Here is a 15,027-nt window from a genome sequence, read left to right on the forward strand (position 1 = left end):
AATGCTAGAATCCGCGACTGTTTTCGCGCCGCAGCGCGCGCCCTGAAATCCTGATTGCCGACCATGAACAGCGCCGATATCCGCTCCGCCTTCCTGAATTTCTTCGCTTCCAAGGGCCACCAGATCGTGGCTTCCAGCTCGCTGGTGCCGCACGAGGACCCGACGCTGCTGTTCACCAATGCCGGCATGAACCAGTTCAAGGACGTGTTCCTCGGCTTCGACAAGCGCAGCTACAACCGCGCCACCACCTCGCAGAAATGCGTGCGTGCCGGCGGCAAGCACAACGACCTGGAAAACGTCGGCTACACCGCGCGCCACCACACCTTCTTCGAAATGCTGGGCAACTTCAGCTTCGGCGACTACTTCAAGCGCGACGCCATCGCGTTTGCGTGGGAACTGCTGACCGAAGTGTTCAAGCTGCCGAAAGACAAGCTCACGATCACCGTCTATGCCGAGGACGACGAAGCCTTCGACATCTGGACGAAGGACATCGGCGTGCCGGCCGAGCGCGTCATCCGCATCGGCGACAACAAGGGCGCGCGCTACGCTTCCGACAACTTCTGGATGATGGGCGACACCGGTCCCTGCGGCCCGTGTACCGAAATCTTCTACGATCACGGCGCCGACATTCCGGGCGGCCCGCCGGGTTCGCCTGACGAGGATGGCGACCGTTTCATCGAGATCTGGAACAACGTGTTCATGCAGTACAACCGCGACGAAGCGGGCGTGCTGCATCCGCTGCCCAAGCCCAGCGTGGACACCGGCATGGGTCTGGAGCGCATCGCCGCCGTGCTGCAGGGCGTGCACAGCAATTACGAGATCGACCTGTTCGTCGCACTGATCGCGGCGGCCGCGCGTGAAACGAACACCACCGACCTCGACACGCCGTCGCTGAAGGTGCTGGCCGACCACATCCGCGCCTGTTCCTTCCTGATCGCCGACGGCGTCATTCCGGGCAACGAAGGCCGCGGCTACGTGCTCCGCCGCATCATCCGCCGCGCCATCCGCCACGGTTACAAGCTGGGCGCGCGCGCCGCCTTCTTCCACCGCATGGTGCCGGACCTGGTGGCGCAGATGGGTGCCGCCTACCCGGATCTGGCGGCGGCGCAGCAGAAGGTGATGGACGTGCTGCGGCAGGAGGAGGAGCGCTTCTTCGCCACCATCGCCAACGGCATGGACATCCTCGAATCGGCGCTGGCCGCGCTGGCGCAGGGCGCCGCGCTGGATGGCGAAACCGCGTTCAAGCTGCATGACACCTACGGCTTCCCGCTCGACCTGACCGCCGACATCTGCCGCGAGCGCGGCGTGACGGTGGATACCGAAGGCTTCGACGCCGCGATGGCGCGGCAGAGGGAACAGGCGCGCGCCGCCGGCAAGTTCAAGATGGCGACCGCGCTGGAGTACGACGGCGTTCAGACCACCTTCCGTGGCTACGACACGCTGGAAGCGGCGGGCAAGGTGGTCGCGCTGTACCGCGACGGCGCGCCGGTGAATGAGCTGCACGAAGGCGAACTGGGCGTTGTAGTGCTCGACGAAACGCCGTTCTACGCCGAATCCGGCGGTCAGGTCGGCGACCGCGGCGAACTGCGCGCGGCACAGGGCATCTTCAAGGTCGAGGACACGCTGAAGATACAGGCGGCGGTGTTCGGCCACCACGGCGTGGTGGGCACCGGCCGCATCGCGGTCGGCGACAGCGTCAGCGCGCGCGTCGATGTGCGCGCCCGCGCAGCGACCGCACGCAATCACTCGGTCACCCACCTGATGCACAAGGCGCTGCGCGAGGTGCTCGGCGATCACGTGCAGCAGAAGGGCTCGCTGGTCGATGCCGACAAGACCCGCTTCGACTTCGTGCATAACGCGCCGATGAGCGACGACGAGATCAGCCGCGTCGAACGCATCGTCAATGCCGAAATCCTCGCCAACGCGGCCACCCAGGCGCGCGTGATGGGCATCGAGGACGCGCAGAAGTCGGGCGCCATGATGCTGTTCGGCGAGAAGTACGGCGACGAGGTGCGTGTGCTCGACATCGGTTCGTCGCGCGAACTGTGCGGCGGCACCCACGTCGCGCGCACCGGCGACATCGGCCTGTTCAAGATCACGGTCGAAGCCGGTGTGGCCGCCGGCGTCCGCCGCGTCGAGGCGATCACCGGCGAGAACGCGGTGGCTTTCGTGCAGCGTCAGGACAGGCTGGTGTCGGAAGCGGCCGCCGCGTTCAAGGCGCCGGCCAACGAACTGCCGGCCAAGATCGCCCAGGTGATCGACAACGTGCGCGCGCTGGAAAAGGAGATCGCCCGCCTGAAGAGCAAGCTCGCCGCCAGCCAGGGCGACGAACTGGCCGCGCAGGCGGTGGCGATCGGCGGCGCGAAGGTGCTGGCCGCGGTGATGGAAGGTGCCGACGTGCCGGCGCTGCGCGAAACGCTGGACAAGCTGCGCGACAAGCTCGGCTCGGCCGCCATCGTGCTGGCCGCCGTGAACGACGGCAAGGTGAGCCTGATCGCTGGCGTCACGCCGGATCTGACGGCGAAGGTGAAGGCCGGCGAGCTGGTCAATTTCGTCGCGGCCCAGGTCGGCGGCAAGGGTGGCGGCAAGCCGGACATGGCGCAGGCCGGCGGCACCCAGCCGGAAAACCTGCCGGCAGCGCTGGCCGGCGTCGGCAAATGGGTGGAAGGAAAGCTCGGATGAGAATCGCTGCAGTGTTGCTGATGGTGCTGGCTTCGGCCGGCGCGCTGGCCGGCGAGGGCGCGGTGATCGAGGCGACCACGGCCAGTGGCGACAAGGTCGAACTGATGCCGGACGGCCGCTGGCGTTTCGTCGATCAGGCGAAGCAGGCCGAGGCGAAGAAGGTGGCCGATACCTACCCGCAGAATCACCTGCGGCCGGAAGGTGCGCAGGGCGGCTGGTTCGGCACGCGCACCATCCTGCCTGGCGACAAGGACTACAACCGCGGCACGCTGAACCCGAAGATGCGCTGAACGCCGTAACGAAAATGCCGCCCTCGGGCGGCATTTTTCATTGCGCGGCAGGCGGGGCGTCCTCAGTCCGCCTGTTCGTCACCGTCTGCGCGCTCGGCGCAGCTGCGAATGTCCTGCAGGATGCCGGCGGCGTCGAGCCCGCACATATCGGTCACCGTATTGTCGAGCCGTTGCACGATGTCCTCGGGTGCGGTCTGTTGTTCGAGTTCGAACGCACACTGCGCGGCCACGTGGGCCAGACGGGCCAGCAGGCTGGCGTCCGGATTGCGCGGCTGGCAGTAGTACTCGAGCGCGGTGGAAATATCGTCCGGGAAGTTCCAGCGCATCGCCAGTTCGGCACCGACTTCGCAGTGATGGGTGTTCAGCTTGTGCTGTTCCACCGTTGCACGCTCGCTCATGCCCAGCCCCTGGCATTCGCTCATGATTTCGTCGGCGACGCGCGGAAAGGCGATGTGGATCATCAGCTGGCCGACGCGCAGCATCAGGCCGGCACTGTAGGCGCGTTCGCCATTCTCGCCGGCGCGTCGCGCCAGCTGCGATGCGATCGATGCGGTCAGCAGCGCGTGGCGCCAGAACGACTGCAGGTCGACGCCCGGCACTTTGGGGAAACTGCTGCTGACGCCGGCCGAGATCACCAGCGTGCGCATCGCGCGGGTGCCGATCAGCGACACCGCCTCGTCGATCGATCCCACCGCGCGGCGGCTGCCGTAGTAGCCCGAGTTCGCAAGTTTCAGCACGCGCGCGGAAATGGTCGGGTCGGTGCGGATTTCGCCGATCAGCGGCAGCAGATCGGCGTCTTCGTCGCGCAGTGTCTCTATCATCTTCTGCACGACGCGCGGAATGCTCGGCAACTGGCCGGCGGCGGCGAACAGGCGTTCGATGGCATGTGTTCGGGAAATCATTGCTGCGTCTTTCCGGCAGTCATTGTCCGAGGCCGGCGGCCCAGCCCATGGCTTCGGACACGGCAACGGTGAAATCTTCGCCACTCAGCGGCGGCAGAGCGGCCAGCGTGGCGGCGAAGTCGGTCATGGCGTCTTCCTCCCAGCAGCGCAGCAGCCGGAGCAGTGTGCCCAGCGTGCCGGAGCCGTCGGTCAACGCGCTGTGGATGCTGCGATCGACAGCCAGTGTCTTCAGCACTTCGTCCATCGACACGCCGAGCAGCGCGGGCAGCAGCGACAGAATGCCGGTCAGGAAAGCACTGTCGGGGTCGCCGTCGCGCATGTCGCAGCGCTCGGCGAGCAGTTCCATCGTGCGCGCGCGGGTGGCCACCATGTTCAGCAGCGGCGTGTGCGCCTTGCCGCTGCCGTGCGTACAGAACAGCAGCAGTTGCAGCCAGCGCTGCAGCTGACGGCGGCCGAGCAGCGTGATCGCCTCGCGCGCGGTCGATATCTGGCGCTTGCTGCCGCTGCCGATCGAATTGGTGATGCGCATCAGGTTCACCAGCAGCGCCGGTTCCTGCTTGATCAGCGGTTCCATCGCCGACGTGTCGGCGTCGCCGATCACCATGCCGAGCAGGCGCAGCAGGGTCGTTTCGCCTGCGCTCAGCGTACGCGTGCTCAGCACGCTCGGGCGGGCGAAGAAATAGCCCTGGAAATAGGCGAAGCCGAGTTCGTGGCAGCGCCGGGCCTGTTCGGCGGTGTCAACCTTCTCGGCCAGCAGCTTGGCCGGGTAGGGCCGGAAGCGTTCGACCAGATCGGGCAGCGCGGCGGGGGCGATGCCCAGCAGGTCGATCTTGATGAAGGACGCGATCTCGATCAGCGGCTTGTAGTCCTCTTCCAGATCGAGCACATCGTCGAGCGCCAGCCGGAAGCCTTTGCGCACCAGCTCGCGCGCCCGCGCGATGACTGCAGGCTTGGGCGGAACGGTTTCGAGCAGTTCGATGACGATCTTGTCCGCCGGCAGCAGTTCGAGCGCCTCGGACATCAGCATGTCTTCGCTGACGTTGATGAAACCGAAGGCGTCGCCCAGCGCCTGTTCGAGACCGAGTTCGTTGAACACCGACGTGATCACCCGCGCAGTGGCGCTGACGTCGCAGTGAAATTCGGCCTGTTCGACGTTTCCTGAGCGGAACAGCAACTCGTAGGCGTACAGCGCCTGGCTCCGGTCCAGTATGGGCTGGCGGCCTACGTAGATGTTGTTTGTAGCGGCAGTGAGCATGCTTCTGTTGTCGGCATGCCGGCCGCCACATTTAGGGTGCGGGTGGGGTTTATTTCACGCCGATGACGGCGTCGCCCGTGCGCCCGAAACCGGCGCCCGAACGGGCGCCGGGCGGGGCCTCAGAAGGGCAGGGCGAGGTCCGGGCGGGCGCTGCCGAGCACGCGACGGAAATCCGCCTGGATGCGTTCGAGCGCGGCGGCGTTGTCCGCCTCGAAGCGCAGCACGACCACCGGCGTCGTGTTCGACGCCCGCATCAGACCGAAGCCGTCGGCGTATTCGACGCGCAGGCCATCGATCTTGATGATGTCGCGCGCGCCGTCGAATACCGCCGACTTTTGCATCTCGGCGATCAGCGCGTGCGGCTCGCCCTCGTTCATCTTCAGGTTCAGCTCGGGCGTCGAGGTGGCGGTCGGCAGCGCCTTCAGCACGGCGTTGCCGTCCGGCGAGGCGGACAGGATTTCGAGCAGGCGGGCGCCGGCGTACAGGCCGTCGTCGAAGCCGAACCAGCGCTCCTTGAAGAACATGTGGCCGCTCATCTCGCCGGCCAGCGCGGCGCCGCTCTGCTTCAGCTTGGCCTTGATCAGTGCGTGCCCGGTGTTCCACATGACCGGCTCGCCGCCATGTTCGCGGATCCACGGCGCCAGCAGGCGGGTGCATTTGACGTCATAGACGATCTGCGCGCCCGGTTGGCGCGACAGCACGTCGGCGGCGAACAGCATGAGCTGGCGGTCCGGATAGATGATTTCGCCGTCGCGCGTGACCACGCCCAGGCGGTCGCCGTCGCCGTCGAAAGCGAGACCGATCTCGGCGTCGCCGGCGGCCAGCACGCGGATCACGTCTTCCAGGTTTTCCGGCTTGGACGGGTCCGGATGGTGGTTGGGGAAATTGCCATCCACTTCGCAGAACAGCGGCACTACTTCGCAGCCCAGCGCTTCGAACAGGCGCGGCGCGATGTCGCCGGCGACGCCGTTGCCGCAGTCGATCACCACCTTCATCCGGCGCTTGAGCTTCACGTCGCCGGTGACGCGGCTGATGTAGGTGTCGCGCACGTCGGCGTGGCGGGTGGTGCCCTGGCCGTGTACCAGATCGTTGTCGACGATGCGGCGGCGCAGGTCCTGGATCATGTCGCCGTACAGCGTCTGGCCGCCCAGCACCATCTTCAGGCCGTTGTAGTCGGGCGGGTTGTGGCTGCCGGTCACGCTGACCGCGCTGTCGGTGCCGAGGTCGAAGGCGGCGAAGTAGGACAGCGGCGTCGGCACGCAGCCGATGTCCAGCACATCGACGCCGGCGGCATTGATGCCTGCGGCCAGCGCACCGGCCAGTTCAGGGCCGGACAGGCGGCCGTCGCGGCCGACGGCGATGGTGCGCTGGCCGCGCTTCACCGCCTCGGAGCCCAGTGCGTGGCCGATGGCGCGCACCGCGTCTGCGGTCAGCGTCTTGTCCACGATGCCGCGGATGTCGTAGGCCTTGAAGATTTCGGGTGCCGGGAAGGACATCGGTTTTCCTTTCTGCGTTCTGTTCTGTTGTAGGCCCGCACGGATGCGGCATTGCATCAATTATCCCGTGCGAACGATGACGGCCGCGCGGCATTGTTTTGCAAAATATCAACGGCCCGTGATCAGGTTGGCGATGAACTGGCGTGCGGCCGCCGGTCTCGCCGTGTCACGCGGCACATCCATCATGCCCAGGCCGAACACATAGGCATACAGCAGCAGACTGCGATTGGTCGCTTCGTCGGCGTCGCAGCCGGCAGCGCGGAACAGCGCGGCAGCGCATTCCAGCCGCACGCTGTCCACCTCGTCGACGGCGGCGCGCGCCGCTTCGTCGTGGCGTGCCCAGTCGCGCAGCGCCAGTTCGACCTGCATGCCGCGGCGGTTGCGCGCCAGGCTGTAGGTGTCGATCACATGCTGCAGTTGCGCGATTTCGTCGCCGGGCGCAGATTGCGTGCGGTTGCGGATGTCGTCGATGCGGCCGTCGCGCCAGTGCTCCAGCACGGCGTCGAGCAGGGCGCGGCGGTCCTTGAAGTGCCAGTAGAAACTGCCCTTGGTCAGGCCGAGACCGCGCGCCAGCGTCTCCACCCGGACGCCGTCGACACCACTGTCGGCCAGGGTCTGGGTGGCCGCCCGCACCCAGGTGTCGCGGTCGGTTTGCGGGCGGGCGTCGGCGTCGGGCATGGTGGTATTCCTGCGGCGTGGTTGACCTCTAACGGAAGCATACGGTAGCGTATGGCCTGAACATACGCATCCGTATGGGTGCGTGCAACCGTGCAGCGGCACACAGGAGACACAGGCATGAAGATTGTGGTCCCGGTCAAGCGGGTGATCGATTACAACGTGAAGATCCGCGTTGCCGCCGATGGCAGCGGCGTCGAAACAGCGAACGTGAAGATGTCGATGAATCCGTTCGACGAGATCGCGGTGGAAGAGGCGGTGCGGCTTAAGGAGGCGGGTGTGGCGACCGAGGTGGTCGCGGTGTCCTGCGGCGTAGCCGGCTGCGTCGATACGCTGCGCACGGCGCTGGCACTGGGTGCCGACCGCGCGATCCATGTGAATACCGATGTCGAACTGCAACCGCTGGCGGTGGCCAAGCTGCTCAAGGCGGTGGCCGGTCGCGAGCAGCCGCAGCTGGTGATCTGCGGCAAGCAGGCGATCGACGACGACGCCAACCAGACCGGCCAGATGCTGGCTGCGCTGCTCGGCTGGGGTCAGGCCACCTTCGCGTCCAAGGTCGGCGTCGCCGACGGTCGCGCGACCGTGACGCGCGAGATCGATGGCGGGCTGGAAACGGTCAGCGTGGCGCTGCCGGCGGTGGTCACCACCGACCTGCGGCTGAACGAACCCCGCTTCGCCAGCCTGCCCAACATCATGAAGGCGAAGAAGAAGCCGCTCGACACGGTGACGCCGGACGAACTGGGCGTCGATGTCGCGCCGCGCCTGAAGGTGCTGAAGGTGGCCGAGCCACCGAAGCGTCAGGCCGGCGTCAAGGTGGCCTCGGTGGCCGAACTGGTCGCCAAGTTGCGCGACGAAGCCAAAGTGCTGCGCTGAGGAGCCGTCATGAGCATTCTGGTCATTGCAGAACACGACAACGCCGGCCTGCGCCCGGCGACGCTGAACACGCTGGCTGCCGCGGCGAAGATCGGCGGTGACATCACCGTGCTGGTCGCCGGCAGCGGCTGCGCTGGCGCAGCTGCCGCCGCTGCCGCGGTACCGGGCGTTGCCCGGGTGTTGAGCGCCGATGCCGCCCACCTGGCGCACCCGACCGCGGAAGACCTCGCCGCAGTGGTGCTGGCGGTCGCCGCCGGCCACCGCCACGTGCTGGCTCCGGCCGGCAGCTTCGGCAAGAACTTCATGCCGCGCGTCGCGGCGACACTCGACGTGGCGCAGATTTCCGACATCGTCGAGGTGGTGTCGGCCGACACTTTCGTGCGCCCGATCTACGCCGGCAATGCGCTGGCCACGGTGCAGAGCGGCGATACGGTCAGGGTGATCACGGTGCGCGCGACCGCCTTCGACCCGCTGCCGGCGAGCGGCGGTGCGGCGCCGGTCGAGGCGGTGACGCCGCCGGCGGCGACCGGCTTGTCCGCCCACGTGTCGCAGGAACTGTCGCAGTCGGCCCGCCCGGAACTGGGTGCCGCGCGCGTCGTCGTGTCCGGCGGACGCGGGCTGGGCAGTGCCGAGGCCTATCACCGCGTGCTCGAACCGCTGGCCGACCGGCTCGGCGCCGCACTTGGCGCCAGCCGCGCTGCGGTCGATTCCGGTTACGCACCGAACGATTACCAGGTCGGCCAGACGGGCAAGATCGTCGCGCCCGACATCTATATTGCAGTCGGGCTGTCGGGTGCCATCCAGCACCTGGCCGGCATGAAGGATTCGAAGGTGATTGTCGCGATCAACAAGGATCCGGACGCGCCCATCTTCCAGGTGGCCGACTACGGTCTGGTTGGCGACCTGTTCGAACTGGTACCGCAGTTGGTGCAGGCACTGGACTGATCGACAGCGGGCGGCACTCGCCCGCTGCCGTCATCGATCAATTTCGAGGGCCGTCAGAGCCCGATGGAGGAGAGGCTCATGAGCGAATACGTCGCGCCGCTGCAGGACATGCGTTTTGCGCTGGAACTGGCTGGCCTGAACGAAGTGGTGACCTTGCCCGGCTACGAGGACGCGAGCCCGGACGTCGTTGACGCGGTGCTCGAAGAGGCCGCCCGATTCACCGGCGAGGTGCTGTCGCCACTGAATCGGGTGGGGGATCGCGTCGGCGCGAAGCTCGGAGACGACGGTCGCGTAGCCATGCCGGACGGATTCGCGGAGGCTTATCGCGCCTATGCCGACAACGGCTGGAACGGCATGGGCTGCGATCCGGCGCACGGCGGCGCCGGCATGCCGCACCTCGTGGTGGCGCAGATCCAGGAGATGGTGATGGGCGCCAATATGGCGTTCTCGCTGTGTCCGCTGCTGACCGCCGGCGCCATCGAGGCGCTGGCGCTGTGCGGCTCCGACGAGCAGAAGGCGCTGTACCTCGAACGTATGGTGAGCGGCGAATGGACCGGCACCATGAATCTGACCGAGCCGCAGGCCGGTTCCGATCTGGCCGCCGTGCGCAGCCGCGCCGAACCGCAGCCTGACGGCAGTTACCGCGTCTTCGGGCAGAAGATATTCATCACCTTCGGCGAGCACGAACTGGCGTCCAACATCGTGCATCTGGTGCTGGCGCGCACGCCGGGTGCGCCCGACGGCGTGAAGGGCATTTCGCTGTTCATCGTGCCCAAGTTCATTCCCGACGCCGACGGCAATCCGGGTGCGCGCAACGACGTGCGCTGCGTGTCGCTCGAACACAAGCTGGGCATCCATGCCAGCCCGACCTGCGTGATGGCCTTCGGCGATGCCGGCGGCGCCACCGGCTGGCTGTGCGGCGAAGAGAACCGCGGCATCGAGTACATGTTCATCATGATGAACGCCGCGCGCTACGCGGTTGGCCTGCAGGGCATCGCGGTGGCCGAGCGCGCATTTCAGCAGGCGCGCGAGTACGCCAACGAGCGGCGTCAGGGCGGCGAGGCGGGCGTGAAGGGCGGCGGCAGCGTGGCCATCGTGCGCCACCCGGACGTGCGCCGCATGCTGCTGCGCATGAAGTCGCAGGTCGAGGCGATGCGCGCGCTGGCCGCGGTCACCGCAGCGGCACGCGACCGCGCGGCGCGCCACGCGTACCAGGACGAACGGACGCGCGCCCAGGCTTTCGTCGAGCTGATGATTCCGCTGGTGAAAGGCTGGAGCACCGAAACCGCGAACGAGATCGCCTCGCTCGGCGTGCAGGTGCACGGCGGCATGGGCTATGTCGAGGAAACCGGCGCGGCCCAGTACCTGCGTGATGCGCGCATCACCAATATCTACGAGGGCACGACCGGCATACAGGCCAATGACCTGGTCGGCCGCAAGATCGCGCGCGACGGCGGCGCCGCCGCGCGGGCGGTGATCGCCGACATGCGCGATGTCGTCGCGGCGCTCGACGCGGCGCGGCTGCAGGCGTTGTCCGCGCCGCTGGGCGAGGCGGCGTCGGCGCTCGAACGCAGCGTCGATTTCGTCGTCGCGCACTGGCGCAGCGATGTGCGCGCCGCGCTGGCCGGCGCAGTGCCCCTGTTGATGCTGTTCGGCCGCGTGGCGGGTGGCTGGCAGCTTGCGCGAGGTGCCCTGCTGGCGCAGCAGCGTCTGACCGCCGGTGACGGCGATGCCGACTTCCTGCGCGCCAAGATCGTCACCGCGCGCTTCTATGCCGATCACGTGCTGAGCGAGTGCGGCGGTCTGGCGCACATGGTGTGCTGCGGCGCCGCGGCCACGCTGGACGACGCAGCAGGTCTGTAGTCTGGTCGCCATCCCGGAACCGGGATGCCGTGGGGGGCTGATCACCCCGATAGCGGCGGTGGGCTGGGCGCGGGGCCTCGCACTGGCCTGAAGCGAAGAGTGTGGGAGCGAGCTTGCTCGCGATGGCGGCCTCGATCGAAGCCAGTGGCCCGCGACGGCCGTGTCGCGGCCAAGGCCGCTCCCACAGGGGTAGTGCCCGCTCCGCCGCCCGAGCATGAACCGGAATTCTGTGGGAGGGGTCTTCCGACCCCGACAGCAGCGGTGAATGTGCGCGGCGCTACTTCCTCGCCGCCAGTACCTGCGCCAGTTCCACCGCAGACCGCACGCCCATCTTCTCGAAGATGCGCGCGCGATGGACCTCGACTGTGCGCATGGTGACGCCGAGGTCGCTGGCGATCACCTTGTTCATCTGGCCGGCCAGCACGCGCTCCATCACTTCGATCTCGCGCTGCGTGAGCTGGGCGACGCGCTCATCGATGGCCTGTGCGGCGGCGCGCTTCGACAATTGCTGCTGATGCATGGCCAGCGCGGCCAGCGCACGGTCCACCAGTTCATTGTCGTTGAACGGCTTCTCGACGAAATCGAAGGCGCCCTGCTTGATCGCGCCCACCGCCATTGGCACGTCGCCGTGGCCGGTCAGGAAGATCACTGGCATGTCGTGGCCGTGCTCGTGCAGCCAGCCGAAAAGTTCGAGCCCACTCATGCCGTCCATGCGGATGTCCAGCAGCAGACAGCCGCAGTGCGCGATCTCGCTGCTGGCGATCAGCGCTTCGGCCGAGGGCCAGGTGCGCACCGCGTGGCCGCGCGAGCGGAACAGCCAGCCCAGCGCGTCGCGGATGGCTTCGTCGTCGTCGACGATGAAGATCTGGCTCATCGGCTCACTCCCCGGCTGGCAGCTTCAGGATGAACACGGTACCGCCGCCGTCGGCGGATTCGAACCATAGCCGGCCGCGGTGCAGTTCGACGATCGAGCGGCAGATGTTGAGGCCCATGCCCATGCCGTCCGGTTTGGTGGTGAAGAAGGGCGCGAACAGCTTGTCCGCCACCTCGGGCGGGATGCCGCTGCCGCTGTCGCGCACCGACACCTGCACGCCCTCGGCGTCGGCGCTGGTCTGGATCAGCAGGCGCCGCCGCTCGGGCGGGCAGGCGGCCATCGCGTCCATGCCGTTGCGGATCAGGTTCAGGAGCACCTGTTCGATCATGACGCGATCGGCGCTGACCGCGGGCAGGGCGCCGGCCAGTGAGCTGGAGATGCGGATGTCGCGCTTGCGTGCGTCGGCCTCGATCAGGCCCAGCGCTTCCTCGACCACGTCGTTCAGCGAACAGGCGACGCGCTTCGGCTCGGAGCGGCGGACGAATTCGTGCACGCGGCGGATGATGGTGCCGGCGCGGCGCGCCTGCGCGTTCATCTTTGCCAGCGGTTCCTTCAGGTCGGCCAGCGTGCCGCTGCCGTTATCGACCATGTTCAGACAGGCGGTGCTGTAGCTGGCGATGGCCGACAGCGGCTGGTTCAGTTCGTGCGCCAGCGTCGATGCCATTTCGCCCATGGTGATCAGACGGCCGGTGAACTGCAGCTTCTCCTGCTGCTGCCGGTACAGCTCCTCCGCCTGCTTGCGTTCGGTGATGTCGAGCACCGAACTCATCCAGCCGACGTGACGGCCGTCGGCGTCGACCAGCGGCGCCTCCGAAATGAGCACGTCGAAGCGCTCGCCATTGCGGCGGATGAACTTCAGTTCCAGCGCTTCGTGCGAGGTCGCGCCGCCGGCCAGGATGCCGTCGTGCAGCGCACGGATGTGTTCGGCCTCTTCCGGCGCCCAGTAGGGCATGGGCGGGCTCATCGCCATAAGTTCCTCGGCGCTCCAGCCGACCATGCGGCAGAAGGCCGGGTTCACGTGTGTGATGCGGCCGCTCAGATCGCGCGCGCGCAGACCGATGCTGAGCGAATTTTCCATCGCCGAACGGAACGTGTGTTCCTCGCGCAGCGCCTGTTCAGCCTCCAGCCGGCGCACCAGGTGACGGCGCAGCGCCCACAGGCTCCAAAGCATCGTGAATGCCAGACCGACGATGGTGACCACGAGCAGCGCCGGCAGCAGTCGGGTGTCGCTGCGGTAGGCGGTGACACGCAGCCGCAGGCCGTGGCCGGGCGGGTCGAACACCAGCGCGTAGTTCATTTCGTCGTGTTCGGCCGCCACCTTGGACTTGCTGGCCAGCACCGTTTCGGTGTTGTCGATCACGTCCAGCTTGTAGCGCTCGGCGAACCACCAGGGCACCGACTGCGACAGCATCTGCTCGATCGAGTAGGTCCCGCGCATCCAGCCCTGGCCGCCGCCCAGCGGCACCAGAACGTCGAAATGCACGTCGCCGTCGGCGGTCGCGTAAGGCGGCAGATAGGCCGCGCGGCCCAGTTGTTCGGCCAGCCGCGCCGGGCCCGACATATCCGGGTCGTCGGCGTTGATGTGCGCGATGGTATCGACGCGCAGCAGGCCGTGCCCGTTGGCGATCATGTTGCGCTGGCGTGCCTCGATCACCCGCGCATCGAGCCGGCCGTCGGCCGCCTCGCGCCCGATCTGCGCCATCTGCTCGGCGTTGCGGTCGAGATGGAAGCGCAGGTCCTGCTCCATCCACAGCACGTCGTTGATCATGGTCGCGCGCTGCTCGTCCAGATCGTTGCGGTGCAGCCACCACACCAGCGTGCCGATGGCCAGCAGGAAGAGCGCGATGGCGACGCGCGGCACCATCCAGTACCAGCCCGGGCCGGCGTGGTGAGAAGCCGCGTGCAGCGGTGAGGAATGGGGAAGGGTGTTCATGGTGACCGTGCGAGCGATGGGCACATCATAAGTGCGCACGTGGCGCCGGGGACTTCGGTTTTCCACAGCGGCGGCGCGGTTGCGGATATCCACAATGGCCGCAGCCATCCCCGCCGACCACAATCCGGGCATCACATTGGCCGTTCGCGCCGTGTGGCCTTCATACACAAGAGGAGACACCATGAAACTTCATTCCATGCTTTTCGGCCTGCTCACGCTCGGCCTGACTCCGTTTGCGCTGGCGCAGCAGCCCATCGTGATCAAGTTCAGCCACGTCGTGGCGACCGAAACTCCGAAGGGCAAGGCGGCCGATTTCTTCAAGAAGCGCGCCGAGGAACTGACCGGCGGCAAGGTGAAGGTCGAGGTGTATCCGAACAGCCAGCTGTATAAGGACAAGGAAGAGATGGAGGCGCTGCAGTTGGGCGCCGTGCAGATGCTGGCGCCGTCGCTGGCCAAGTTCGGCCCGCTGGGCGTCAAGGAATTCGAGGTGTTCGACCTGCCTTTCATCTTCGACGGCTACGCCGACCTGCACAAGGTGACGCAGGGCCCGATCGGTGTGTCCATCCTGAAGAAGCTGGAGCCGAAGGGCATCGTCGGCCTGGGCTTCTGGGACAACGGCTTCAAGTCCTTCTCGGCCAACACGCCGATCAAGACGCCGGCCGACCTGAAGGGCAAGAAGCTGCGCATCCAGTCGTCCAAGGTGCTGGAAGAGCAGATCCGTTCGCTCGGCGCGCTGCCGCAGGTGATGGCTTTCTCCGAGGTCTATCAGGCGCTGCAGACTGGCGTGGTCGACGGCACCGAGAACCCGCATTCCAACCTCTACACGCAGAAGATGCATGAGGTGCAGAAGCACATGGCGGTGACCGACCACGGCTATCTGGGTTACGCCGTCATCGTGAACAAGAAGTTCTGGGACGGCCTGCCGGCCGACGTGCGCGGTCAGCTCGACACTGCGATGAAGGAAGCCACCAGCTACGCCAACAAGATCGCCAAGGAAGAGAACGACGCTGCGCTCGAAGGCGTGCGCAAGAGCGGCCGGACCCAGGTCTATGTGCCGACGGCGGAAGAGCGTCTGGCGTTCAAGCGTGCGCTGGTGCCGGTGCACAAGAAGATGGAAAGCCGGATGGGCGCCGACCTGATCCAGGCCATCTACAAGGAAACCCAGTTCGATCCGTCGAAGCTGTAATCCGCCCCGCACACGTGCGGCGTCCGCCGCACGTGTCGCATCCCTGCGCGCAG

At 67.0% G+C, this 15,027-nt stretch carries 12 protein-coding genes; 6 read left to right on the top strand and 6 right to left on the bottom strand.

Annotation, left to right across the window (positions count from 1 at the left end; translation table 11 throughout):
• The first annotated feature begins 63 nt into the window (after positions 1-63).
• The gene (gene alaS, locus METRZ18153_RS0108140; protein ID WP_020164262.1) at positions 64-2,682 is read left to right on the top strand and encodes an alanine--tRNA ligase; all 2,619 of its coding nucleotides are present in this window, start codon (positions 64-66) and stop codon (positions 2,680-2,682) included.
• Entirely contained in the window at positions 2,679-2,972 is a 294-nt protein-coding gene (locus tag METRZ18153_RS0108145; protein ID WP_020164263.1) for a hypothetical protein, read from the top strand. The genes alaS and METRZ18153_RS0108145 overlap by 4 nt, the downstream gene beginning before the upstream one ends.
• 62 nt (positions 2,973-3,034) lie before the next feature.
• Here the strand turns inward: METRZ18153_RS0108145 and METRZ18153_RS0108150 are convergent, their stop codons facing one another.
• From METRZ18153_RS0108150 to METRZ18153_RS0108165, 4 genes are all read right to left on the bottom strand, one after another.
• Positions 3,035-3,874, bottom strand: coding sequence for an HDOD domain-containing protein (locus tag METRZ18153_RS0108150; RefSeq protein ID WP_020164264.1), 840 nt, complete (start codon positions 3,872-3,874; stop codon positions 3,035-3,037).
• Positions 3,875-3,893: 19 nt separating this feature from the next.
• Entirely contained in the window at positions 3,894-5,129 is a 1,236-nt protein-coding gene (locus METRZ18153_RS0108155; protein ID WP_020164265.1) for an EAL and HDOD domain-containing protein, read from the bottom strand.
• Between the two features lie 119 nt (positions 5,130-5,248).
• On the bottom strand, positions 5,249-6,625 hold the full coding sequence (locus METRZ18153_RS0108160) for a phosphomannomutase/phosphoglucomutase (protein WP_020164266.1): 1,377 nt from the start codon (positions 6,623-6,625) through the stop codon (positions 5,249-5,251).
• 108 nt (positions 6,626-6,733) lie between these two features.
• The gene (locus METRZ18153_RS0108165) at positions 6,734-7,303 is read right to left on the bottom strand and encodes a TetR/AcrR family transcriptional regulator (RefSeq protein WP_020164267.1); all 570 of its coding nucleotides are present in this window, start codon (positions 7,301-7,303) and stop codon (positions 6,734-6,736) included.
• Between the two features lie 117 nt (positions 7,304-7,420).
• Here METRZ18153_RS0108165 and METRZ18153_RS0108170 point away from each other — a divergent pair, with 117 nt between their 5' ends.
• The 3 genes from METRZ18153_RS0108170 to METRZ18153_RS0108180 all read left to right on the top strand — a co-directional run bounded on the left by METRZ18153_RS0108170 (position 7,421) and on the right by METRZ18153_RS0108180 (position 10,981).
• A complete protein-coding gene (locus tag METRZ18153_RS0108170) occupies positions 7,421-8,173 on the top strand; it encodes an electron transfer flavoprotein subunit beta/FixA family protein (protein ID WP_020164268.1) in 753 nt (250 codons plus the stop codon).
• A gap of 9 nt (positions 8,174-8,182) precedes the next feature.
• Complete coding sequence (locus METRZ18153_RS0108175; protein ID WP_020164269.1) at positions 8,183-9,118, top strand: FAD-binding protein; 936 nt, start codon at positions 8,183-8,185, stop codon at positions 9,116-9,118.
• Between the two features lie 78 nt (positions 9,119-9,196).
• Complete coding sequence (locus tag METRZ18153_RS0108180) at positions 9,197-10,981, top strand: acyl-CoA dehydrogenase (RefSeq protein WP_020164270.1); 1,785 nt, start codon at positions 9,197-9,199, stop codon at positions 10,979-10,981.
• 277 nt (positions 10,982-11,258) lie between these two features.
• Here METRZ18153_RS0108180 and METRZ18153_RS0108185 read toward each other — a convergent pair whose 3' ends face one another.
• Both METRZ18153_RS0108185 and METRZ18153_RS0108190 read right to left on the bottom strand, forming a co-directional pair.
• Positions 11,259-11,855, bottom strand: a complete 597-nt coding sequence (locus METRZ18153_RS0108185) for a response regulator transcription factor (protein WP_020164271.1) — start codon at positions 11,853-11,855, stop codon at positions 11,259-11,261.
• A gap of 4 nt (positions 11,856-11,859) precedes the next feature.
• Positions 11,860-13,788: a sensor histidine kinase gene (locus METRZ18153_RS0108190; protein ID WP_232415998.1), complete on the bottom strand. Its 1,929-nt coding sequence runs from the start codon at positions 13,786-13,788 to the stop codon at positions 11,860-11,862.
• A gap of 181 nt (positions 13,789-13,969) precedes the next feature.
• Between METRZ18153_RS0108190 and METRZ18153_RS0108195 the strand changes: the two genes are divergently transcribed.
• On the top strand, positions 13,970-14,974 hold the full coding sequence (locus METRZ18153_RS0108195) for a TRAP transporter substrate-binding protein (RefSeq protein WP_029143631.1): 1,005 nt from the start codon (positions 13,970-13,972) through the stop codon (positions 14,972-14,974).
• Positions 14,975-15,027 lie beyond the last annotated feature (53 nt).

The sequence above is a fragment of the Methyloversatilis discipulorum genome (assembly GCF_000385375.1).
GTDB lineage: Bacteria > Pseudomonadota > Gammaproteobacteria > Burkholderiales > Rhodocyclaceae > Methyloversatilis > Methyloversatilis discipulorum_A.